The sequence below is a fragment of the Kitasatospora sp. NPDC056800 genome (assembly GCF_042789775.1).
In the GTDB taxonomy this organism is placed as follows: domain Bacteria; phylum Actinomycetota; class Actinomycetes; order Streptomycetales; family Streptomycetaceae; genus Kitasatospora.
Genome location: NZ_JBHUAL010000015.1, coordinates 16,856 through 37,847, shown reverse-complemented (window position 1 = coordinate 37,847; position 20,992 = coordinate 16,856). Strand labels below are relative to the sequence as shown.

Here is a 20,992-nt window from a genome sequence, read left to right as displayed (position 1 = left end):
GCCCGACACCCTACGGCGCCCCGCACCCGCCACCCCGGCCCCGTAGAGTGCGGGGATGAAGCGCTATCTGCTGACCGGTACCCCGGGGGCCGGGAAGACGGCGGTCCTGCGGTGGTTGGAGTGCGCGGGCTACCCGGTGGTCGAGGAGGCCGCCACGGACGTCATCGCGCTGCGGCAGGCCCAGGGCGTGCCGGAGCCGTGGGCGGACCCGTCGTTCGTGGACGCGGTGGTCGCCCTGCAGAGGCAGCGGCAGGAGGGGGCCGTCGGCGGGCCGGGGGAGGTGCGGTTCTTCGACCGCTCGCCGGTGTGCACGTACGCCCTGGCGGTGTACCTCGGTCATCCCGTGACCCCTTTCCTCGCCCGGGAGTTGAAGCGCATCCGGGCGGAGGAGGTGTACGAACGCGAGGTGTTCTTCGTGGAGAGCCCGGGCTTCGTCACCCCGACCGAGGCGCGGCGCATCTCGTACGAGGAGTCGCTGCGGTTCGAGCGGATCCACCGGGAGGCCTATGCCGGGTTCGGGTACGTGTGCGTCCCGATCGCTCCGGGGCCGCTCGCCGACCGGGCGGCGGCCGTCGTGCGGCACGTCGGCGCGCCCGCCCGGCACGGAGGCTGAGATCCCCGGCCGCTCCTCCGCCCTCCCGGCGTTCTCCGGCTCAGGCGAGGCCGCCGGCCTCCCGGGCCGCCCGCTCCACGCGGTCGTGGTGGGCCCGCCACCAGTCGGTGTCGCCGGGGGCGGTGTTGGCGCCGTCGGAGCGCTGGCCGGTGGCGCCGTCGACGAGTTCGCGGACCAGGTCGGCGTGGCCGACGTGGCGGTGGGTCTCGGCGATCATGTGGACGAGTACCCGGTGCAGGGTCTGCTCGTGGCGGGCGCCGAACGGCACCTTGCCGACGGCGTCCAGCGGCAGGGCCTCGATGGTGGCGTCGGAGTGCGCCCAGACCCGCCGGTAGCGCCCGACGACCTCGTCGGTGCTCTCGTCCGCCCGCGCCCACAGGTCGCCGTTCGGCTCGGTCTGGCCGGTGATCCACACCGGGGCCGGCTCGGGGAAGGGGCGGCCGAAGGTGTCGCCGAAGTACAGCGCCTCGGCGCCGGTGACGTGCTTGACCAGGCCCAGCAGGTTGGTTCCGGTGGGGGTGAGCGGGCGGCGCAGGTCGTACTCGGAGAGGCCTTCGAGCTTCCAGAGCAGGGCGTCGCGGGCGTCCTGGATGTAGATCCGGAGGTCGTTCTTGTCATCTGCAGTGGTCATGGGATCAGTCTGTTGATCGCATGATGCCTGTCCATCGATTTCCGATCCCACCCGCCCCGACCAGGCGTCAACCTGTGCCACGATCAAGCCTGTTCACCCGAAACAGACCTGTGAGGAGCAGCCATGACCGGCGACGCCTGGTCCTGGGACGAGACGCTGTTCGCCGGAACGGCCGCCCACTACACCCGGGGCAGGCTCCCGTACGCCCCCGGACTGGCGGAGGCGCTGGCCGGGGCGCTGGGGCTCGACGGGCGGGGGCGGCTGCTCGACGTGGGGTGCGGGCCGGGCACGCTGGCGCTGGGGCTGGCCCACCTGTTCGACGAGGTCGTCGGGGTGGACCCGGACGCCGGGATGATCGCCGAGGCGCGCCGCGTGGGCGCCGAGGAGCCCAAGGCCACCTGGGTGCGGGCCAGGGCCGAGGAACTGCCGCCGGGCCTCGGCACCTTCACACTGGCGGTCTTCGGCCAGTCCTTCCACTGGATGGACCGCGACCTGGTGGCGGCGACCGTACGGCGCATGCTGCGGCCCGGCGGTGCCCTGGCGCACGTCTCGGACCTGAAGGGCGAACCGCGTCCCACCGAGGGGCTGCCGCACCCGCCGGTCCCGTACGCCGCGATCGACGGGCTGGTCCGGCGCTACCTCGGCCCGGTCCGCCGCGCCGGGCAGGGGCTGCTGCCGCACGGCACGCCGGGCGACGAGGCCGCCGTCCTCGCCCGGGCGGGCTTCGCCGGCCCGCAGCGGATCGTCGTCCCGGGCGGACGGCCGCTGGAGCGCACGGCCGACGACGCGGTCGCGGGCGTCTTCGCGCTCTCCTTCTCGGCCCCGCACCTCTTCGCCGAGCGCCGTCCGGCCTTCGAGGCGGACCTCCGCCGCCTCCTCGCCCGGACCTCGCCGTCGGGGCTCTTCTCGGAGCGGCAGCCGAGCAGTGAGGTGTTCATCTGGGGCACCACGGAAGAGCGTTGACGGTCCGGGGCCGTCAACGCTCCCACGGGGGAGGATGGAGAGGAGGAGTGGAGAGCGGTCAGCGGACCACGTCGAGGACCTGCTTCTGGATGCCGTTCCCGTAGGCCCCGTACTCGACCAGCTTCAGCTTCTGGGCGTCCTTGTCCGTCGTGCTGAACAGGCGCTTGCCGGCGCCGAGCAGCAGCGGGAAGACGAGCAGGTGGTAGCGGTCGATCAGGCCGGCGTCCGAGAGGGCGTGGTTCAGGGTGGCGCTGCCGTGGACGATGATCGGGCCGCCCTCGGTCTCCTTCAGTGCGGCGACCTCGTCGAGCGAGCGCAGGATGCTGGTCTCGCCCCAGTTCGACACCAGGTCGGCCTCGGCGAGGGTGGTGGAGACGACGTACTTCGGCAGCGTCTTGTAGTGGGCGAACTCCGCCATGTCCGGCCACACCGGGCTGAACGCCTGGTAGCTGGCCCGGCCGAGCAGCATCGCGGTGGCCTCCTCCTGCTCCCGCCCCTTGATCTCGAACGCCTCGGGGAGGAACTCGATGTCCTTGAAGGTCCAGCCGGAGTTGCGGTAGCCGGGTTCGCCGCCGGGGCCCTCGACGACGCCGTCGAGCGAGATGAAGGCGGTGCTGATCAGGGTGCGCATGGGTGGTACCTCGGTTCTCGTGCGGTTCTGCTTCTGTCGGGTCTGAAGGAGGTCTGAAGGAGATCTGAAGGTCTGAAGGTCCGATGGCCCGAAGGTCCGAAAGGTCAGGCGAGGGCTCCGGTCAGCCACCGCTGCCAGGCGGCCTCGGCCTCGGCCTCGCCCCCGGCCCCGGTCCCGGCTCCGCCCCCGGCCCCGCCCGGAGTCGGGCCGAAGAGGTGGTGGAACATCAGCACCAGGCCGGAGCCGTGGTGGAAGGTGTAGAGCCCGTCGGCGGTGCGGACCTCGAAGCGCTCGTCGTCCGCCCAGACCACCTCGCCGTCCAGCGGCGGCAGGCCCGCCGGTTCGCCGTGGACCCGGGTGCCCGCGGCGACCGGGAGCGGCAGCGACAGGGCGCGGGCGAGGAGGGCCCGGACCTCCGGTTCCGTCCGGCCGGCCGCCGGTGCGGCGGCGAAGACGGGGACGGCGGTGCGGCCGGGGAAGTGGGTGAGGTACTCGCGGAGCGTGTGGAGGTGGAAGGGCCAGCCGCGGCGCAGCGCGTCGTACTCGTCCTGCCAGTCGTCGCCGAGCAGGCCGCTGTGGACGACGCGGAGCACGGTGGCGCCGCCGTCCCGGCCCTCGATCAGGTACTCGAAGGCCATGAACCGGCCGTCCTCGCCGGTGGCCGTACGGGTGGCCAGGCGCTTGCCGGGCTCGTAGGCGGTGACGACCGCCTCCGCGCGGTGGCCCCCGGTCTCCATGACGGCGGTGCCGCCCTCGCGCGGGTCCAGCTCGTTGCGGCCCATGAACCAGGAGTCGATCCCCGGTCCGGTGGCGATCGCCTCCCAGACCTGTTCCGGGCTCGCCGGCAGGGAGGTCTCCAGCTCGATCTCGAACGGGTGGGTCATCGTGGGTCCTCCTGGTCCGCCCGGGTGACGGCCTGTTCCGTGCCGGGGCCGGCCTGTTCCGTGCCGGTCACGTCCTGCTCCGCCCTGGTCCCGTCCTGCTCCGCCCCGGGGCCGGGCTGGGCGGCGGGGATCTGGTGGAGTCCGACGATCACCCGGTGGCTGCGGCCCCCGGGGGCGGACTCGTCGTGGTAGCGGCTGACGAGGGTGGCCACGGACTGGGCCAGTTCCTCGGCGAAGGCGGCCCGGTCGGCGGCGGAGGCGAACCGCACCTGCGCGTCGATGCCGAAGCTGGCGACCCGCCGGCGGGCCCGGGAGGCGCCGGTCAGCAGGGCCCCGACCTCCTGCACCAGCCGGGAGCCGAGCGCCAGCAGCCAGCGGGCGGAGAGCTGGTCGGGGGAGCGGGCGGGGTCCGGGCTCACGGCGGCCAGGACGCTGGGGGAGATCACGTAGGAGGCCGCGGTGGCGCGGTACACCCGTTCGGTGACGTTGCCCTTGCGGCGTTCCTCGTCGAGTTCGACGAGGCCGTGCCGCTCCAGTTCCTTCAGGTGGTAGTTGACCTTCTGCCGGGGCAGGCCCAGCCGGGCGGCCAGCATGGCGGCCGAGGCGGGCTCGGTCAGGGCGGCGAGGAGGCGTGACCGCAGGGGGTCCAGCGAGGCCTCGGCCGCGGCGGGTTCTTCGATCACGGCGACTTCCAGCACCGTTCCAGCATCCATCCGACAAAAAAATTTGTCAAGGAAAAAAGGTTTGTCGGTAGTCCGGTCGGACGAACGGTGTCGCCCGTCCGGTGCCGGAGCCTCCGGCGGCCGCGCCGCGCCGCGCCGCGCCGCGATCCGCGCAGCCCCGCCGAGGCGGGACAGCGGAGAGTGACGGGTGGGGTGGACGGATCGGACTTGAATCTTTGCGAACGAATGTTCGATCCTGGGGGTGTGCCCGTTTTCGAACCTTTTTTCGAATCAACCGCCGAGCAGACCGCACGCCCCGTGCTCCGCCCGGTGGCGTCCCCGGCTGCCGTGCCGGGAAAACGGGGGCAGCAGGGGGAGGACGGGGAGCAGAGGGAGGGGCGGGGGCTGCTGCCGGTGCCGTCCGCGCTCCGGGAGGTGCTGCCCGAGGCCGGGCTGCGCCGGGGGACGGCGGTGTCGGTGGCGGGCGGGGACACCGGGCTGCTGCTGGCGCTCGCCGCCGGGGTGAAGGAGATCGGAGGCGGCTGGGCCGCGGCGGTCGGACTGCCGGACCTGGGACTGGCCGCCGCCGAGGGGTACGGGCTGGACCTGCGCCGGCTGCTGGTCGCGGACGACCCGGGGCCGCACTGGGCCGAGGTGGTCTCGGTGCTGGCCGGCGCGGTCGAGCTGATCATGCTGCGCCCGGACGGGCCGGTGCCGCCGAAGCTGGCCGCCCGGCTGGCGGCGGTGCTGCGGCGCAGCGGCTGCGTGCTGCTGGTCGCCGGACCGTGGCCGGGCGCGGCACTGCGGCTGGCGGTGCGTTCCGGGCGCTGGTTCGGACTGGGCGACGGCCACGGACAACTCGTCGGCCGACAGGTGGAGGTGGTGGCCGAGGGCCGCGGCTCGGCGGTGCGCGGCCGGACGGCCCGGCTCTGGCTGCCGGACGAGTACGGCGCGGTGCGTCCGCTCCAGGAGCAGCCGCAGCCGGTGGCGGAACCCACGGTGATACCGGCGGCGGAGCCGATGGCACCCCGCGTGGCGGCGGTGGTCTGAGGTGACGGCCGAGACAGCGATGGCATCCGGGACGGCGGACGACAGGACCCCCCGGGTGCTGGTGGTCTGGTGCCCGGACTGGCCGGTGGCAGCCGTCACCGGCGACGACCCGGTAGCGGTGACCGAGGGCGGGCGGATCCTCGCCTGCTCGGAGGGCGCCCGGGCGGCCGGGGTGCGGCAGGGGCAGCGGCTCAAGCTGGCCCAACGGCTCTGCCCGGAGCTGGAGTTGCGCGACCGCGACCCGGAGGCGGAGACCCGCCGCTTCGAGCCGGTGGTCGCGGCGGTGGAGGCGTTCACGCCCCGGGTGGAGGTGATCCGCCCGGGCCTGTGCGCGATCCCGGTGAAGGGCCCGGGCCGCTACTTCGGCGGCGAGGAGGCGCTGGCCGACAAGGTCGGCAGGGCGGTGGCGGACGCCCTCGGGCAGCCGCTCGTCCCGGACGCCGTTCCGGGCGCGCCGGCCGTCGAAGAGCGGCAGCCCACCGCCCCTCCACCGGCCACCACCGCCCCCCGGGCCCGGGTCGGCGTCGCCGACGGCCTGTTCGCCGCCGTGCTCGCCGCCCGGGCCGGGGTGCTGGTCCCGGCCGGACGGACGGCGGAGTTCCTCGCCCCGTACCCGGTGAGCGCGCTGGGCGACGAGGCGCTGGCCGAACTGCTCGGGCGGCTCGGCCTGCCCACCGTCGGGGCCTTCGCCGCGCTGCCGGCCGAGTCGGTCGCGGACCGCTTCGGCCCGTCCGGGACGGTCGCGCACCGGCTGGCCCGCGGCTTGCAGCCGCGTCCGCTGGTGCCCCGCGACGAGGAGCCGGACCTCGCCGTCGAGCAGCGCTTCGACCCGCCGGAGCCGTCGGCCGAACCGCTGGTGTTCGTCGCCCGCGCGCTGGCCGAGCAGCTGCACCAGCGGCTGGCCGGGGCCGGGCTGACCTGCCGCCGGGTGGCCGTCGAGGTGGCCTGCGCGGATGGCCGGACGGCCTCCCGGCTGTGGCGGCACGAGGGCCGGCTGTCCGCGACGGCGCTGGCCGAGCGGGTCCGCTGGCAGCTCCAGGCCTGGCAGGGCGCGGGCACCTTCACCGGCACAGGCGACGGCGACGGCGACGGTAACGGGGAGGGTAGGGAGGACACCGGCTTCACCCTGCTCCGGCTCGCCCCCGACGGCCTCTCCCCGGACCAGGGCCGCCAGCTCGCGCTGTGGGGCCAGGCCGTCGCGGACGACCGGGTGGAGCGGGCGGTCGCCCGGGTGCAGGCGGTGCTCGGCCACGCCGGGCTGCGCCGGATCGAGCCGGCCGGCGGGCGCGGCCCGGGCGAGCAGGCGGTGAAGGTGCCGTGGGGCGAGCCGTACGAGGCGGCGGTGCCGGTCGACGCGCCGTGGCCGGGGCGGCTGCCGGAGGTGTGGCCCGCCGTGGTGCTGCGGGAGCCGGCGCCGGTGCGGGTGCTGGACGGGGCCGGGCGGCCGGTCACGGTGGACGGCCGGGCGGGGGTGTCGGCCCGGCCGGCCCTGGTCGTGGTCCGGGGCCGGGAGGAGCGGGTGGACGGCTGGACCGGGCCCTGGCCGGCGGTCGAGTACTGGTGGGACCAGTCGCTGGCCCGGCGCCGGGCACGGTTCCAGGTCGTGGTGGACGGCGGCCGGGCGCTGCTGCTCACCGTGGAGGGGGGTGCCTGGTACCTGGAGGCCGGCTACGACTAGCGGCCCCGGCACCCGAACGGAGCAGGCCCGCAAGGGCAGGGCCGAAGGGAGCAGGCCGAGAAGGCCGAGTAGGCGAGCAGGGGGGAGCAGGACGAGCACGAGAACGACGAAGGCAACTCCCGATGGGCTTCACCAGCCACCCCACGCTCCCCTGGAGCGAGCTGCACCGCCGGCTGACCGGCGCGGCGCCGGACCGTACGGTCGTCCCGCTGCGCCGCCCCGCCCCGGCTCCCGAACGCGCCGCACCGGAGAAGCCCGCCGCACCGGAGCAGCCCGCCACCCCCTGGGCCGAACTGCACGTCCACTCCGCCTTCAGCTTCCTGGACGGCGCCAGCGACCCGGAGGACCTGGTCGCCGAGGCGGTCCGGCTCGGCGTGGAGACCCTCGCGATCACCGACCACGACGGCCTGTACGCCGCCGTCCGGCTCGCCGAGGCGGCCCGGGGCACGGGCCTGGGCACCGTGTTCGGCGCCGAGCTGACGATCCGCGACGGCGGGACGGGCCGCGACGGCGGGACGGAGGAGCACCTGCTGGTCCTCGCCCGCGACCCGGCCGGCTACCGGCGCCTCTCCGCCGCGATCGCCGCCGCCCAGCTGGCCGGTGGCGCCAAGGGCAACCCGGTGTACGACCTCGGGGCGCTCGCCGGGGCGCACGGCGGCCACTGGGCGGTGCTCACCGGCTGCCGCCTCGGCCGGGTCCCCGCCGCGCTCGCCGGGAGGCACGGCCCGGACCAGGGCGAGGCCGAGCGCCGGCTCCGCACCCTCGCCGAGGCGTTCGGCCCGGAGAACGTCCACGTCGAGCTGATCGACCAGTGGCTGCCCGGCGACGACCGGCGCAACGACGCCCTCGCCGCCCTCGCGGCGAAGGCGCGGCTCCCCGTCGTCGCCTCCACCAACGCCCACCACGCCGGCCCCGCCCAGGGCCGCCTCGCGCAGAGCCTCGCCGCCCTGCACGAGCGCCGCACCCTCCAGGACGCGGTCGGCTGGACCAGCGCGGCCGGCACCGCGCACCTGCGTTCGGGTCGCGAGATGGCCGGCCGGCTGGCCCGCTTCCCCGGGGTGCAGCGGGCCACCGTCGAACTCGGCCGGGCCTGCGCCTTCGACTTCGCCCGGCTGGACCCGGAGCTGCCAGGCTTCCCCGTCCCCGCGGGCGGGACCGAGATCGGCCACCTGCGCGCCCTGGTCGCGGCCGGCGGCCCGGCCCGCTTCGGCTCCGGCAACGCGGCCGCACGCCGTCAGCTCGCCAAGGAGCTGGACGTGATCGAGGACCTCGACCTGGCCGGCTACTTCCTGATCGTGCACGACATCGTGGACTTCTGCCGGAGCCGGGACATCTGGTGCCAGGGCCGCGGCTCGGCCGCCAACTCGGCGGTCTGCTACGCCCTCGGGATCACCGCCGTCGACCCGGTCCACTACAAGCTGCTGTTCGAACGCTTCCTCTCCACCGCCCGGGACGGGCCGCCCGACATCGACCTGGACATCGAGAACCGCCGCCGCGAGGAGGTCATCCAGTACGTCTACGGCCGCTACGGGCGCGAGCACGCCGCCCAGGTCGCCAACGTGATCACCTACCGGCCCCGGCTGGCGATCCGCGACGCCGCCCGGGTGCTCGGCTACCCGCAGGGGCAGGTGGACGCGTTCAGCCGGCAGACCGACTTCCGCTCCGCCCCCGGCGCGGACGCCGTCATCCCCGCCGACGTGCTCCGACTCGCCGCCCAGCTCCACGGTCTGCCCCGCCACCTGGGCATCCACTCGGGCGGCATGGTGCTCACCAAGGAGCCGATCGGCGAGATCTGCCCCACCGAGTGGGCCCGGATGCCCGGGCGCTCCGTGCTCCAGTGGGACAAGGAGTCCACCGCCGGCGCCGGGCTGGTGAAGATCGACCTGCTCGGCCTGGGCATGCTCGCCGCCCTGCACGACGCCTGCGACCTGGTCGCGGAGCACCACGGCCTGCGCTACGACCTGGCCACCATCCCGGACGACGACAAGGGCGTGTACGCGATGCTGCGCCGGGCGGACACCGTCGGGGTGTTCCAGGTCGAGTCCCGGGCCCAGATGGCGACCCTGCCCCGGCTCAAGCCGGACCACTTCTACGACCTGGTGGTCGAGGTGGCGCTGATCCGCCCCGGCCCGATCCAGGGCGGCTCCGTCCACCCGTACCTGCGCCGCCGGGCCGGGGCGGAACCGCCCGGCTGCCCGCACCCGCTGATGGAGAACGCCCTCGGCAAGACCCTCGGGGTGCCGCTGTTCCAGGAGCAGATGATGCAACTCGCCATCGACTGCGCCGGGTTCACCCCGGAGGAGGCCGACCGGCTGCGCCAGGCGATGGGCGCCAAGCGCTCGCACGAGCGGGTCGCCCGGCTGCGCGAGCGGCTGCTCACCGGGATGGCCGAGCGCGGCATCCCGGCCGAGGTGGCGGAGGACGTCTACGGCAAGATCGAGGCCTTCTCCAACTACGGCTTCCCGGAGAGCCACGCGATCAGCTTCGCCTACCTGGTGTACGCCAGCGCCTGGTTGAAGCACCACTTCCCGGCGGCCTTCACCTGCGCCCTGCTGGCCAACCAGCCGATGGGCTTCTACTCGCCGCTCAGCCTGGTCGCGGACGTCCGGCGGCACGGCGTGCGGGTGCGCGGGGTGGACGTCAACGCCAGTGGGGCGCGGCCCACCCTGGAGCCGTACCGGGGGCCGACCCCGAAACCGCCGCTGACCGCCGGGCGCCCGCAACCGGCGATCCGGCTCGGCCTGGAGACGGTGCGCGGCATCGGCACCCCGCAGGCCGAGGCGATCGTGGCCGGGCAGCCGTACGCCGACCTGGAGGACTTCGCCCGCCGCACCGGCCTGCCCGGTCCCGCCCTGGAGGCGCTGGCGACGGCGGGGGCCTTCGACTGCTTCGAACTGACGAGACGTCAGGCACTGTGGGCGGCAGGGGCGTTCGCCGGGATCTCGGACGGACTGATCCCCGGCACCACCCCCGGGACCGAGGCGCCGGAGCTGCCCGGCATGAGCCCGGTCGAGGAGACCATCGCCGACCTGTGGGCCACCGGCACCTCCGCCACCAGCCACCCGCTCCAGCACCTGCGCGCCCGGCTGGAGCACGGCGGCGCGCTCAGCGCCGCCCAACTCCCGGATGTGCCACCGGGAACGGAGGTGGTGGTCGGCGGCCTGGTCACCCACCGGCAGCGGCCGCCGACGGCCGGCGGGGTGCTCTTCCTCAGTCTGGAGGACGAGACCGGGCTGATCAACGTGATCTGCAACCGTCCGGTCTGGGAGTCCCAGCGCCGCACCGCCCTGGACCGGGCCGGGCTGCTGGTGCACGGCCGCGTCGAGCGCGACCGGGGTGCGACCAACCTGGTCGCCACCCGGCTCACCCCGCTCCGGATCGGCCTCTGAGCGGGGCGGGCCGGCGTGTGCCTGTGAAGCGGCGCGCGTCGACGCGTCGGGGTGCGGCTAGAAGGCGGGCTGGTCGCCGAGGTCGAAGATCCGCAGGTCGGTGAGGCGGACGGTGTACCAGACGTCCTGGCTGCCCCCGCCGCTCCAGAACTCGGTCAGCCGGACGGAGGCGTAGCCCTCCTCCTCCTTGACCTGCTGGGCCGACCAGCTCGCCGGGACGTTCTGCGCGCGGAACACCGGATCGGCGTCGTTCCGCATCGCCCACTGGTCCAGCCGGTAGTTCAGGTACGGGGAGAGGTACTGCTCGCGGACCTGCCGCGGGCTCTCGGTGCCGCCCCCGCCCTCCACGGCGTTGCGGTACGCCTCCAGGAAGGTGAGCACCTGCTGGGCGGCCGGGGTGGCCGCCCGGACCTGGGCCCCGGCGACCACGGGGGCGGGCGCCGCGACGGCGGCCTGGGCGGGGGTGGCGGCCAGGCCGCCGACGGCGAGCAGGGCGGCGGTGAAGGACAGTGCGGTGCGCATGGCACGTGTACGGATCATGCGGGCATTCCACCACCCCGGAAGGCTCCGGCCCATCGCCGGAAGGAGTGGTGTACCCGTACTGCCCAACAGATGTGACGATACGTCAGGCGGCGGGGTAGCCGATCTCCGCGAGGTCGACGGCGAGCTCCTCCTCGTCGATGTCCGGGTTGAGCGCGGCCAGCACGGCCGGGGTGAGCGGGCGCAGCGCCAGGACGTGCTCGATCGCGGCGAGGTCCAGCTCGTGCTCCGGCTCGAAGTACTCCGTGGCCCAGGCCCGGTACCCGGCGGCCGAGCCGTCCAGCAGCAGGTCGAAGAGGCCCTCCGCGCCCCGCTCGGCGGCCGCGCCCCGCCAGGCGCCGTCCTCGTGGGCGCGCCAGAAGCAGCGGGTGACCGTCGGCCCGTCCTCGTCCCCGAAGGCGGGCTCCTCGGCGAAGCGGCGGAACTCCTCGGGCACGGCCGCGAGCAGCTCCGGGGCGTTGGGTGCCTCGTGGTCGAAGCCGCGCCCGTAGGCGCCGACGGGGGAGAAGACCAGGCACCAGTCGTCGCCCTCGCCGTCGCGCATCGAGGCCAACTCCTCGCCCTCATCCCAGGAGGCGTCGAAGGAGTGGTACCGCGCCTCCCAGTCGTCGGGGCTGAGGATCGCGTCGAGCGTGGCGAGGGCGCGGCAGCGGTCGCGCAGGTCGGGGATGGCGGGCAGTCGGTTGAGCAGGTCGTCCATGGGCGCCATTCAACCAACCCCGGCGGTCCGCCCGCGCCCCGGGCCGCCGCGCCTTGCCTGGTGCGCCGCCCTACGCCCCGGGCTGCCGCCCCTTGCCCGGCGCCCCGGCGAAGACCTGGGCGATCGGGAGCCAGGCGGTGGCGACGGGCCCGGTGGCGGTGAGGGCGAGGTCGTCCCGGTGTCGGCGCTGGGTCACCAGCAGGCAGAAGTCCAGGGCGGGGCCGGCCACCACGTCCCGCGCCCCGGCCGGGCCGATGGGCCAGGACCCGCCGTCGGGCGCGGTCAGGTCGAGCCGGACCGGGCGCTCGGGCGCGGGCAGTCCGTGCAGGGTGAAGGCGAAGCCCAGGGTGCGCAGCCCCAGGTGGGCGATGTGCCGCAGCCGGTCGGTGGGCTCGCGGGTGGCGCCGAGCGCGTCCGCGACGTCCTGGCCGTGCGCCCAGGTCTCCATCAGCCGGGCGGTCGCCATCGAGGCGGGCTTCATCGGCGGGCCGAACCAGGGCAGCCGGACGTCGGCCGGGGCGGCGCCGAGCGCGGCCAGCACCTCCGCCCGCCCGGCCCGCCAGCGGGCGAGGAGCGCCGCGGGCCCGGCGGACAGTCCGGCGCGGGCGCCGTCCTCGACCGGGTCGGCGCCGGCCGCCAGCAGCTCGGTGAAGTGCCCGCCGAGCGACGCGCCGAAGCCCTCCGGGTCGCGCGCGGCCAGGGCCGTCCAGTCGTCGGTCCAGGCCAGGTGGGCGATCTGGTGCGCCACCGTCCAGCCCTCGGCGGGGGTCGGGCGGGCCCACTCCTCGGCCGGCAGCCCGGCGACCAGGTCGTCCAGCACCGCGCTCTCGGCCCGCAGGTCCGCCAGCAGGCCGCCCAGCACGTCGCCCGGCGCGTTCGGCTCGGTCATCGGCTCCCTTTCCGGTCACGGCAGTTGCTACCCGCCGGTAGCGTACGGCCGGACACTACTCCCGGCCCGGCGGCGGCGTCCGCCACTCCACGAAACACGCACGTCAGGACTCTCGCCACCGGCCGCACCGCGTGTGACAATTCCGCGATGACCAGGGCTGCGGACCCCCATCCTGCGCACCCCGTCGCCGACGCCGCGCGACCCGAGGACCCCGAACTCGCCGCGCGCGCCGCCGAGCTGGTGCGGGACGCCGTGCTCGGCGACCTCGCCCGCCGGGTGGTGGCCGAGTGCGGCGCCGACGTCGGCCTGGTCGGCGTGCCCGAGCCGCTGCCCGGCAGCCGTCCCGGCAGCGAGGGCATGGTGCTGCGGCACTGGGCCGGCACCCGGGCCGACCTGCTGCACGACGTGCCCGTCCCGGCCGGACTCGGCCTCGGCGGCCGGGCGCTCGCCGAACGCGCGCCCAGCTGGGTGCCCGACTACCGTGCGGCGACGACCATTTCGCACCACTACGACGCGGCCGTGGCCGCCGAGGACCTGTACGCGATGCTCACCGTCCCGCTGATGGACGGCGACACCGTGCACGGCGTGGTGTACGCCTCGCTGCGCGCCGTCGTCCCGTTCGGGGACGTGCGGATCTCCGCGGTCGGCACCCTGGCGAAGGCGGCGACCCGGGCACTGGCCGGGGCCGCCGCCTGGAGCCGCGAACGGCCCGACGGAAAGCCCTGCGAGCAGTCCTGCGGAAAGCCCTTCGCCAAGCCCTTCGACAAGCCCCGGACGGCCGCCCCCGTACCGCCGTTGACCCCGCGCGAGCACGAGGTGCTGCGCTGGGCGGCGACCGGCCGGACCAACCCGGAGATCGCCGCCCGACTGGGCCTGACCTGCAACACGGTGACGGGCTACCTCAAGTCCGCGATGCGCAAGCTCGGGGTCCGCAACCGGACCGAACTCGCCCTCGCGGCGCGGGAGTCGGGGCTCGTCGGTTGACGGGCCCCCGGCGCGGCCTCAGTTGACCCGGCGCTCCCGCCCGGTCCAGTACGGCTCGCGCAGCCGGAACTTCTGCAGCTTCCCGGTGGCGGTGCGCGGCAGGGCGTCCCGGAACTCCACCGTGGTGGGCGACTTGTAGCCGGCCAGCCGCTGCTTGCAGTGCGCGATCAACTCGGCCTCGGTGACGGCCTCGTGGCCCTCCCGGAGCACCACCAGCGCCTTCACCGTCTCGCCCCACTTCTCGTGCGGCACCCCGATCACCGCGGTCTCGGCGACCGCCGGGTGGTCGTACAGGCAGTCCTCCACCTCGATCGAGGAGACGTTCTCCCCGCCACTGATGATGACGTCCTTCTTGCGGTCGGAGATGGTCAGCAGGCCGTCCGTGAGGGTGCCGCCGTCGCCGGTGTGGAACCAGCCGTCCCGCAGTGCCTCGGCCGAGGCCTCCGGCTGCTGCCAGTAGCCGTCCAGCACGGTGTTGGAGCGCACCAGCACCTCGCCGGACGCGTCCACCCGCAGCCGGGTGCCGAGCGCGGGGGAGCCGGCCTGCACCAGCTTCTCGGCCCGCTCGGCGGCCGGCAGCGCGTCCCACTCGGCCCGCGAGCGGTTGACCGTGACCACCGGGGAGGTCTCGGTCAGACCGTAGAGCTGCATGAACTCCCAGCCCAGCTGCTCCTCGACCTGCTGGATCACCGAGGTCGGCGGCGGGGCGCCGGCCACCACCAGCCGCACCCGGTCCCGGCCGGGCACCGGGCCGTCCCAGTCGGCGGCCGCGTCCAGCACCATCTGGACCACGGCGGGCGCGCCGGACAGGAAGGTCACCCCGTGCCGCTCGACCCGGCGCAGGATCTCCGCGCCGTCCACCTTGCGCAGCACGATGTGCCGGGCGCCCAGGCCGGTGAGCGAGAACGGCAGGCCCCAGCCGTTGGCGTGGAACATCGGCAGGGTGTGCAGGTAGACGTCCCGGTCGCCGGCCCCGTAGTGCAGGGCCATCAGTGTCGCGTTCAGCCAGACGTTGCGGTGGGTGAGCTGAACGCCCTTGGGGCGGGCGGTGGTTCCGCTGGTGTAGTTGATGGTGGCGGTGTCGTTCTCGTCCACCGCGTACCGCCGCGGGGTGGCGTCGGTGTCGTACAGCACGGCGTCGCTGTCCGCGCCCAGCACGAACTTGTGCTTGGCCACCACCCCGTCCAGGGCGTCGGCGACCTCGGGGTCGACCAGCAGCACGGAGGCGCCGCTCTGCTCGACGATGTACGACACCTCCTCGGCCTTCAGCCGGAAGTTCACCGGCACCAGCACCCGGCCGTACCCGCTCACCCCGAAGAAGGAGGTCAGCAGCCGGGCCGAGTTGTGCGAGACGATCGCGACCCGCTCGCCCGGCCCGACACCGAGCCGGTCCAGCCCGGCGGCCTGGGCCCGGGCCAGTTCGGCGACCCGGCGGTAGCTCAGCTCGCCCCAGGACTCGGCCGGCTGCACGGGCTCGTCGACGATGCCGACCCGGTCGCCGTAGACCAGCTCGGCCCGGTCGAGGAAGTCCATCACGGAGAGTGGAATCTGCATGGGGCCACTGTCCTCCCCCACCCGCCCCCTGCACACCCCCGATCGGGGGTGTCACCCGTCCGCGCCCACCCCGTCCGTGCTCACCCCGCCCGCCACCGCCCCGTCCGTCTCGGCCCCGTCCGCGCTCACCCCGGCCGCCGCCAGCGCCGCCGCCAGCCGGTCCCGGGCCTCCGTCTGGGCGGCGATCCGGCGCTCCAGCACCGCCAGCCGCCGCCGGGCGATCCCCAGCACCTGCTCGGACGGCCGGACCGCCAGCACGTCCCCGTCCAGGCAGCCCAGCAGCGGGCGGACGTCCTCCAGGGTGAGCCCGGCGGCCACCAGCGCACGGATGTTGCGCACCCGGACGACCGCCGGCTCGCCGTACTCGCGGTAGCCGTTCGGCGCGCGCTCGGAGTCGATCAACCCGGCCTGCTCGTAGTGCCGCAGAGCGCGCGCGGTACTGCCGGTCCGGGCCGCCAGCTCGCCGATCCGCACCGCCACCCGTCCCCTCCCGGTCAGCCCACCAGCGCGCCGCCGTCCACCGGCAACACTACGCCGGTCACGAACGAGGCCTGCGGCGAGGCGAGTCGGGTGATCGCCCAGGCGACCTCCTCGGGGCGGCCGATCCGGCCCAGCGGGGTGTGCTCGATCTGCCACGTCCGGATCGCCGCCCGCTGCTCGGGGCCGTACCCGGAGTGGTCGCCGATCGGGGTGTCGATCGCCCCGGGCGCCACCGCCACCACCCGGATCCCGCGCGGCGCCAGCTCCACCGCCCAGCTGCGGGTGACCGTCTCCAGCGCCGCCTTGGTCGCCGCGTACACCGAGTTGCTCGGCCAGCCGCGCTGCCCGACGGCGGTGCTGACGTTGACCACCACGCCCCGGCTCCCGCTCAGCGCCGGCACCGCGGCCTGGCCGAGCAGCACCGGGGCGACCAGGTTGGTCGCCAGCAGCGCCTCGACGCCCGCCCGGTCGAAGCCGCCGATCCCCTGCCCGCTCCGCACGATCGCCGCGTTGTTGACCAGCACGTCCAGCCGTCCGAACCGCTCCAGTGCCGCCCGGACGATCTCCTCCGGCGCGCCCGGCCCGGTCACGTCCGCGGCCAGCGGCTCGATCAGCGCCGGGTACGCGGCGGCCGTCGCGGCCAGCGGCTCCGGCCGCCGCCCCACCGCCAGCACCCGCGCCCCCTCGGCGGCGAAGGCCAGCGCCGTCTCCCGCCCGATCCCCGTCCCGGCCCCCGTGACCACCACGACCCGGTTCCGCGTCCCGCTCTCGTCGTCCATGGGCCCACCCTCCGACCCTGCCGCCAGCGTCAGGGTCAAGCGGGAACGGCGGAGCCGTCGGGTCGGTCCGCCAGGACGCCGCGCACCCGGGCCCACCCCGCCCGCCACCCGGGCCCGGGCGGGGGAGCCCGGGCCTCCGCCCGCCGAGCCCGGCGCGAACAGCGGGCCCGGGGCCGCGCCGACCGGGCCCTCCGGCTGCTAGGAAGGTCGCAACATACGGTTCACCCACGGGGAGCACAGCCATGAACGACCAACGGCCCGGCACGCTCTACGAGGCCGTCGGCGGCATCGACGTCCTGCGCCGGCTCAGCCGGACCTTCTACCGGGGCGCCCTCGCCGACCCCCTGCTCGCGCCGGTCTTCGCCGACTTCACCCCCACCCACATCGAGCACGTCGCGGTCTGGCTGGCCGAAGTGTTCGGCGGCCCGACCGGCTACACCGACCGACTGGGCGGCCACCAGGCGCTGCTCCGCGCCCACCTGGGCCTGGCCGTCACCGAGGAGCAGCGGCTGCGCTGGATGGAGCTGATGGCCGAGGCCGTCCGCGCGGAGCTGCCCGGGGACGAACTGCTGCGCCGCCGGGTGCTGGAGTACTTCGACTGGGGCACCCGGATCGCCGAGGACGTCTCCGGCTCCCCGGCCGGCACCGACCTCGGCGATCCCGGCCCGACCCCGCGCTGGGGCTGGGAGGGCCTCAAGTGACCGCCGCCCTGACGGCCGACGGCCTGCTGCTGCGCCCCTTCGAGGACGCCGACGCGCCGGCCCTGATCGAGGCCTACCGGGACGCGACCCTGCGCCGCTTCACCCGGACCCCGGTCGGCGACGCCGAGGAGGCCGCGCACTGGCTGCGCCTCCAGGAGGAGGGCCGTGCGGCGGGCACCCGGTACAGCTTCGCCGTCCTGGACGGCGCCGAGCTCGTCGCCAACGTCGCTCTCAAGTACCCCGCCCCCGGCGGGGAGACGGCCGAGGTGGGGTACTGGACGGCGGCCCCGGCCCGCGGCCGGGGGGTGGCCCCGCGCGCGGTGGAGGCCCTCACCGCCTGGGCCTTCGCCACCTTCGCCGAGGGCGGCCTGCGCCGGATCGACCTGCTGCACCAGGTGGACAACCCCGCCTCCTGCCGGGTCGCGGAGAAGGCCGGCTACCCGTTCGTGGAACTGCTCCCGCCCTTCCCGCCCTTTCCGCTGGACGGCCACCGGCACTCCCGCAAATGGCTGGACGAACCCGAACCGCGCAGGTCAGAGTAGGCGGATGGCATCTCTGGTACGACATGTGACGATCGATTGCGGCGACGCGCACGCCCTGGCCTCCTTCTGGGCGCAGGCGCTGGACGGCACCCTGGGCGAGGACGACAACCCGTGCGACGAGGAGGCGGTGGTGAACTCCGCCGGCGCCTCGCTGCTCTTCATCCGGGTGCCCGAGGGCAAGGCGGCGAAGAACCGGGTCCACCTCGACCTCCAGCCGCAGGACCGCAGCCGGGACGAGGAGGTGGAGCGCCTGGTCGCCCTCGGGGCGACCGTGCTGGCGGACCACCGCCTCCCGGACGGCAAGGGCTGGGTCACCCTCGGGGACCCGGAGGGCAACGAGTTCTGCATCGAGCGCAGCCAGGCCGAGCGGATCGCCACCGGGAGCGCCTGACCGGTCGGATCAGTCCGGCCACTCGCCCATGGCCGCCCGCCAGGTCCACGAGGACTTGCGCGGGCGGCCGTTCAGTTCCCCGCGCCCGGTGCACCAGAGCAGGACCTCCGCCGGGTGGGCATCCGGCTCCCGCGGTGCGTGCGGGAAGAGCCGGTCGAGCGCGAAGCGGCACGGTTCGGCGGGCGGCTGCCAGGGCAGGCCGAGGCCGCGGGTGATGTCGTGGGTGTGCAGCAGGGTCTCGGCGACGCCCATCGCGGCGAAGCCGAGCGGTTCGCAGGGCCCGTGGTGGTAGGCGCGCAGCTCGGGCGGGGCGGCGTCCAGGGCGGTGGCGAGGAGGTGGCCGGCGGCGGCGACCACGGTGAGCACCTGGGCCGGGTCGGCCTCGGGCCGGACGGTGAGGTCCAGCGGCAGGTAGCGGTCGCGGGGGCGGGCGGCGAGCTGGCCGGCGTAGGCGAGCAGGTCGTGGGCGATGTGGGCGGCGGTGTCGCGGCAGCTCCACTCCAGGAGCCCGGCGGGGGCGCCCCAGTCGCGGTTCCCGGTGTGCGGGGCGAGGACGGCCAGGGCGGCGTCCAGGGCGGTTCGTACGGCGTCGCCGTTGGCGGTTGGTACGGCGTCGCCATTGCGCATGACCACTCCTTCGACGGGGCGTCCGGGGTGTCCGGGGCGTCACACGATAGGCCCAGTGCCTCGGCTCGCGCCGGGAGTTCATCCGATAATCGGTCCTGTCCGGCGCGTCCGGCGTCCGGCGTCCGGCGTCCGGCGCCCTGTGATCCAGCGTCCCGCGGTCCGACGCCGCCCCACCCGCGAGCACCCAGGCAGGTACCCATGGCCAGAATCGCCGTGATCGGCGCCGGCGGCACCATCGGCAGCGCGGTCGTCAGGGAGGCGGCGGCGCGCGGGCACGAGGTCACCGCGGTGGTCCGGGACCCGGACCGCTACCGGGGCGCGGCCGCCGCCGTGGAGCGCGCCGACGTGCTGGACCCGGCGGACGTGGCCCGGGTCGCGGCCGGCCGGGACGTCCTGGTGAGCGCCGTCGGCGGCGGCGACGGCCCGGGCCACCAGGCGCTGGTCGAGCCCGCCGCCCGCTCCCTGGTCGAAGGCCTGCGCACGCTGGGCGGCGCGGCCCCCAGGCTGATCGCGGTCGGCGGGGCCGGCAACCTGGAGACCGCGCCGGGCGTGCGGGTCTGGGACGCCCCGGGCCTGCCGGAGCCGCTCCTCCAGATCATGCACGCCCACGGCGCGGCGCTGGACTACTACCGGACGGTCTCCGACCTGCGCTGGACGGTGCTCAGCCCGGCCGCCGAGATCGGCCCGGGGGAGCGGACCGGCCGCTACCGCACCGGCCTGGACCAGCTGCTCACCGATGCCGAGGGGCGGAGCCGGATCTCGGTGGCGGACTACGCGGTCGCCCTGGTGGACGAGATCGAGCAGCCCGAGCACATCGGCGAGCGGTTCACCTGCCGCTCCCTGTGAGGGGCTGTGAGGCGTCCGGTGGGCGGGGCGTTCGAAGGGGAGGGGTTCACCCCAGCTGGATCGAGCGCTTGGCCAGGCCCATCCAGAACCCGTCGATGACGCTGCGCTGGCTGTCCAGGTCGGCCTCGCCGGCGCCGAGGGTGACGAACAGCGGGGCGAAGTGCTCGGTGCGCGGGTGGGCCAGGCGTCCGGCCGGGGCCTTGTGCTCGAAGTCGAGCAGCGCGTCGAGGTCGTGGGCCTCCAGGGCGCGCCGGCCCCAGTCGTCGAACTCGGCCATCACCGAGGTGATCCGGCCGTCGTTGCTGAGCGCCCGCAGGTTGTGGGTGAAGAAGCCGCTGCCGACGATCAGCACGCCCTCGTCGCGCAGCGGGGCGAGCTTGCGGCCGATCTCCATCAGCCGCTGCGGGTCGAGGGTGGGCAGCGAGACCTGGAGCACCGGGATGTCGGCGTCCGGGTACATCTCCACCAGCGGGACGTACGCGCCGTGGTCGAGCCCGCGGTCGGGGATGTCCTGGACGGGCGTGCCGGGGGCGCGCAGCAGCTTGCGCACGCGCTCGGCGAGGTCCGGCGCGCCGGGGGCGGCGTACCGGACCCGGTAGTAGTGCTCGGGGAAGCCCCAGAAGTCGTAGACCAGCGGGACGGTGGTGACGGCGCCGAGGGCGAGCGGGGCCTCCTCCCAGTGGGCGGAGACCATCAGGACGGCCTTGGGCCGGGGCAGGTCGGCGGACCAGGCGGCCAGCTCGCCCGGCCAGACCGGGTCGTCGGCCAGCGGCGGCGCGCCGTGCGACAGGTACAGGGCGGGCATGCGCTCAGGGGCCGCGGTGCTCATGGCGTCCTCCTCGGGGCCGTTCGACCGGCAGGTAGTCCGACAGGTAGTTCAAATTTGAACCTTTACGGAACCGACGGTACACCTTCGTTCGAATTTGAACAACAGGAGTAGGCTTCACCCCATGTCCACACTGAACGAACCCCGCTGGCTGGACCCGGACGAGGCGGCCGCCTGGCGGGGCTTCGTCGTCGCGAGCAACCTGCTGAACCGGCGGCTGGAACGCCAGCTCAAGGACGACTCCGGACTCTCCCACCAGCAGTACGAGATCCTGGTGCACCTGTCCGCCGCCCCCGGCGACTCGCTGCGGATGACCGAGCTCGCCGACAGGCTGGTCACCTCCAAGAGCGGCCTGACCTACCAGGTCACCCAGCTGGAGCGGGCCGGCCTGGTCGCCCGCCGCTCCTGCCCCAGCGACGTGCGCGGCGTCATCGCCGAACTCACCGACCAGGGCCGCGAGGCGCTGCGCCAGGCCGCGCCCGGGCACGTCGCCCTGGTGCGCGAACTGCTGATCGACGTGCTCAGCCGCGAGCAGCTCGCGGTGCTCGCCGAGGGGCTCGGCGCGGTCAGTGCCCGGCTGCGCCAGGACGAGACCCCGTAGGGCCGGCCCCGCCGACAGCCGCCACCCGGGC

23 protein-coding genes are annotated in these 20,992 nt (G+C 75.1%); 11 read left to right on the top strand and 12 right to left on the bottom strand.

Annotated elements, in window-relative coordinates; genetic code table 11:
- Positions 1–55 precede the first annotated feature (55 nt).
- Positions 56–613: an ATP-binding protein gene (locus tag ACFRQN_RS05535; protein ID WP_380738459.1), complete on the top strand. Its 558-nt coding sequence runs from the start codon at positions 56–58 to the stop codon at positions 611–613.
- A gap of 40 nt (positions 614–653) precedes the next feature.
- Here ACFRQN_RS05535 and ACFRQN_RS05530 read toward each other — a convergent pair whose 3' ends face one another.
- Complete coding sequence (locus tag ACFRQN_RS05530; RefSeq protein WP_380738457.1) at positions 654–1,244, bottom strand: DinB family protein; 591 nt, start codon at positions 1,242–1,244, stop codon at positions 654–656.
- 123 nt (positions 1,245–1,367) lie between these two features.
- Between ACFRQN_RS05530 and ACFRQN_RS05525 the strand changes: the two genes are divergently transcribed.
- The gene (locus ACFRQN_RS05525; protein ID WP_380738455.1) at positions 1,368–2,207 is read left to right on the top strand and encodes a class I SAM-dependent methyltransferase; all 840 of its coding nucleotides are present in this window, start codon (positions 1,368–1,370) and stop codon (positions 2,205–2,207) included.
- Between the two features lie 58 nt (positions 2,208–2,265).
- Here ACFRQN_RS05525 and ACFRQN_RS05520 read toward each other — a convergent pair whose 3' ends face one another.
- The 3 genes from ACFRQN_RS05520 to ACFRQN_RS05510 all read right to left on the bottom strand — a co-directional run bounded on the left by ACFRQN_RS05520 (position 2,266) and on the right by ACFRQN_RS05510 (position 4,420).
- On the bottom strand, positions 2,266–2,838 hold the full coding sequence (locus ACFRQN_RS05520; RefSeq protein ID WP_049653782.1) for a dihydrofolate reductase family protein: 573 nt from the start codon (positions 2,836–2,838) through the stop codon (positions 2,266–2,268).
- 104 nt (positions 2,839–2,942) lie between these two features.
- Entirely contained in the window at positions 2,943–3,722 is a 780-nt protein-coding gene (locus ACFRQN_RS05515) for an SRPBCC domain-containing protein (RefSeq protein WP_380738452.1), read from the bottom strand.
- On the bottom strand, positions 3,719–4,420 hold the full coding sequence (locus ACFRQN_RS05510) for a helix-turn-helix domain-containing protein (protein WP_082345866.1): 702 nt from the start codon (positions 4,418–4,420) through the stop codon (positions 3,719–3,721). The genes ACFRQN_RS05515 and ACFRQN_RS05510 overlap by 4 nt, the downstream gene beginning before the upstream one ends.
- A 378-nt stretch (positions 4,421–4,798) precedes the next feature.
- Here ACFRQN_RS05510 and ACFRQN_RS05505 point away from each other — a divergent pair, with 378 nt between their 5' ends.
- The 3 genes from ACFRQN_RS05505 (at position 4,799) to ACFRQN_RS05495 (ending at position 10,501) form a co-directional block, all read left to right on the top strand.
- A complete protein-coding gene (locus ACFRQN_RS05505) occupies positions 4,799–5,434 on the top strand; it encodes a hypothetical protein (protein WP_380738450.1) in 636 nt (211 codons plus the stop codon).
- 1 nt (position 5,435) lies between these two features.
- The gene (locus tag ACFRQN_RS05500) at positions 5,436–7,112 is read left to right on the top strand and encodes a DNA polymerase Y family protein (protein WP_380738448.1); all 1,677 of its coding nucleotides are present in this window, start codon (positions 5,436–5,438) and stop codon (positions 7,110–7,112) included.
- A 122-nt stretch (positions 7,113–7,234) separates the two neighbouring features.
- Complete coding sequence (locus tag ACFRQN_RS05495; protein ID WP_380738446.1) at positions 7,235–10,501, top strand: error-prone DNA polymerase; 3,267 nt, start codon at positions 7,235–7,237, stop codon at positions 10,499–10,501.
- Positions 10,502–10,558: 57 nt separating this feature from the next.
- Here the strand turns inward: ACFRQN_RS05495 and ACFRQN_RS05490 are convergent, their stop codons facing one another.
- The 3 genes from ACFRQN_RS05490 to ACFRQN_RS05480 form a co-directional block, all read right to left on the bottom strand.
- Positions 10,559–11,041 carry a hypothetical protein gene (locus ACFRQN_RS05490; protein WP_380738444.1) on the bottom strand — a complete coding sequence of 161 codons (483 nt, stop codon included), beginning with the start codon at positions 11,039–11,041 and terminating at the stop codon, positions 10,559–10,561.
- Between the two features lie 85 nt (positions 11,042–11,126).
- Complete coding sequence (locus ACFRQN_RS05485; protein WP_079272077.1) at positions 11,127–11,741, bottom strand: hypothetical protein; 615 nt, start codon at positions 11,739–11,741, stop codon at positions 11,127–11,129.
- A gap of 70 nt (positions 11,742–11,811) precedes the next feature.
- Positions 11,812–12,630, bottom strand: coding sequence for a TIGR03084 family metal-binding protein (locus ACFRQN_RS05480; RefSeq protein WP_380738442.1), 819 nt, complete (start codon positions 12,628–12,630; stop codon positions 11,812–11,814).
- A gap of 147 nt (positions 12,631–12,777) precedes the next feature.
- Here ACFRQN_RS05480 and ACFRQN_RS05475 point away from each other — a divergent pair, with 147 nt between their 5' ends.
- Entirely contained in the window at positions 12,778–13,614 is an 837-nt protein-coding gene (locus tag ACFRQN_RS05475; RefSeq protein ID WP_380738440.1) for a LuxR C-terminal-related transcriptional regulator, read from the top strand.
- An 18-nt stretch (positions 13,615–13,632) separates the two neighbouring features.
- Here ACFRQN_RS05475 and ACFRQN_RS05470 read toward each other — a convergent pair whose 3' ends face one another.
- The 3 genes from ACFRQN_RS05470 to ACFRQN_RS05460 are packed head-to-tail and all read right to left on the bottom strand — an operon-like array spanning position 13,633 to position 16,427.
- A complete protein-coding gene (locus tag ACFRQN_RS05470; RefSeq protein ID WP_380738438.1) occupies positions 13,633–15,168 on the bottom strand; it encodes an AMP-binding protein in 1,536 nt (511 codons plus the stop codon).
- A 51-nt stretch (positions 15,169–15,219) separates the two neighbouring features.
- Positions 15,220–15,642 (bottom strand): MerR family transcriptional regulator, encoded by a 423-nt coding sequence (locus ACFRQN_RS05465; protein WP_380738497.1) that lies wholly within the window; start codon positions 15,640–15,642, stop codon positions 15,220–15,222.
- Positions 15,643–15,662: 20 nt separating this feature from the next.
- Entirely contained in the window at positions 15,663–16,427 is a 765-nt protein-coding gene (locus ACFRQN_RS05460; RefSeq protein ID WP_117487254.1) for an SDR family NAD(P)-dependent oxidoreductase, read from the bottom strand.
- Positions 16,428–16,669: 242 nt separating this feature from the next.
- Between ACFRQN_RS05460 and ACFRQN_RS05455 the strand changes: the two genes are divergently transcribed.
- From ACFRQN_RS05455 to ACFRQN_RS05445, 3 genes are read left to right on the top strand one after another with little or no spacing between them, the layout of a single operon-like run.
- Positions 16,670–17,128, top strand: coding sequence for a group II truncated hemoglobin (locus ACFRQN_RS05455; RefSeq protein WP_049654748.1), 459 nt, complete (start codon positions 16,670–16,672; stop codon positions 17,126–17,128).
- Positions 17,125–17,670: a GNAT family N-acetyltransferase gene (locus tag ACFRQN_RS05450; protein WP_380738435.1), complete on the top strand. Its 546-nt coding sequence runs from the start codon at positions 17,125–17,127 to the stop codon at positions 17,668–17,670. Before ACFRQN_RS05455 ends, ACFRQN_RS05450 begins: the two co-directional genes overlap by 4 nt.
- A gap of 4 nt (positions 17,671–17,674) precedes the next feature.
- Positions 17,675–18,061: a VOC family protein gene (locus tag ACFRQN_RS05445; RefSeq protein ID WP_049654752.1), complete on the top strand. Its 387-nt coding sequence runs from the start codon at positions 17,675–17,677 to the stop codon at positions 18,059–18,061.
- Between the two features lie 9 nt (positions 18,062–18,070).
- Here ACFRQN_RS05445 and ACFRQN_RS05440 read toward each other — a convergent pair whose 3' ends face one another.
- Positions 18,071–18,688, bottom strand: a complete 618-nt coding sequence (locus ACFRQN_RS05440) for a maleylpyruvate isomerase N-terminal domain-containing protein (protein WP_380738433.1) — start codon at positions 18,686–18,688, stop codon at positions 18,071–18,073.
- 198 nt (positions 18,689–18,886) lie between these two features.
- On the opposite strand from ACFRQN_RS05440, the gene ACFRQN_RS05435 reads away from it, so the two are divergent.
- The gene (locus ACFRQN_RS05435) at positions 18,887–19,534 is read left to right on the top strand and encodes an NAD(P)-dependent oxidoreductase (protein WP_074002273.1); all 648 of its coding nucleotides are present in this window, start codon (positions 18,887–18,889) and stop codon (positions 19,532–19,534) included.
- 46 nt (positions 19,535–19,580) lie between these two features.
- Here ACFRQN_RS05435 and ACFRQN_RS05430 read toward each other — a convergent pair whose 3' ends face one another.
- Positions 19,581–20,363 (bottom strand): dioxygenase, encoded by a 783-nt coding sequence (locus tag ACFRQN_RS05430; protein WP_074002274.1) that lies wholly within the window; start codon positions 20,361–20,363, stop codon positions 19,581–19,583.
- Positions 20,364–20,493: 130 nt separating this feature from the next.
- Here ACFRQN_RS05430 and ACFRQN_RS05425 point away from each other — a divergent pair, with 130 nt between their 5' ends.
- A complete protein-coding gene (locus ACFRQN_RS05425; protein WP_074002590.1) occupies positions 20,494–20,961 on the top strand; it encodes a MarR family winged helix-turn-helix transcriptional regulator in 468 nt (155 codons plus the stop codon).
- The last annotated feature ends 31 nt before the right edge of the window (positions 20,962–20,992 follow it).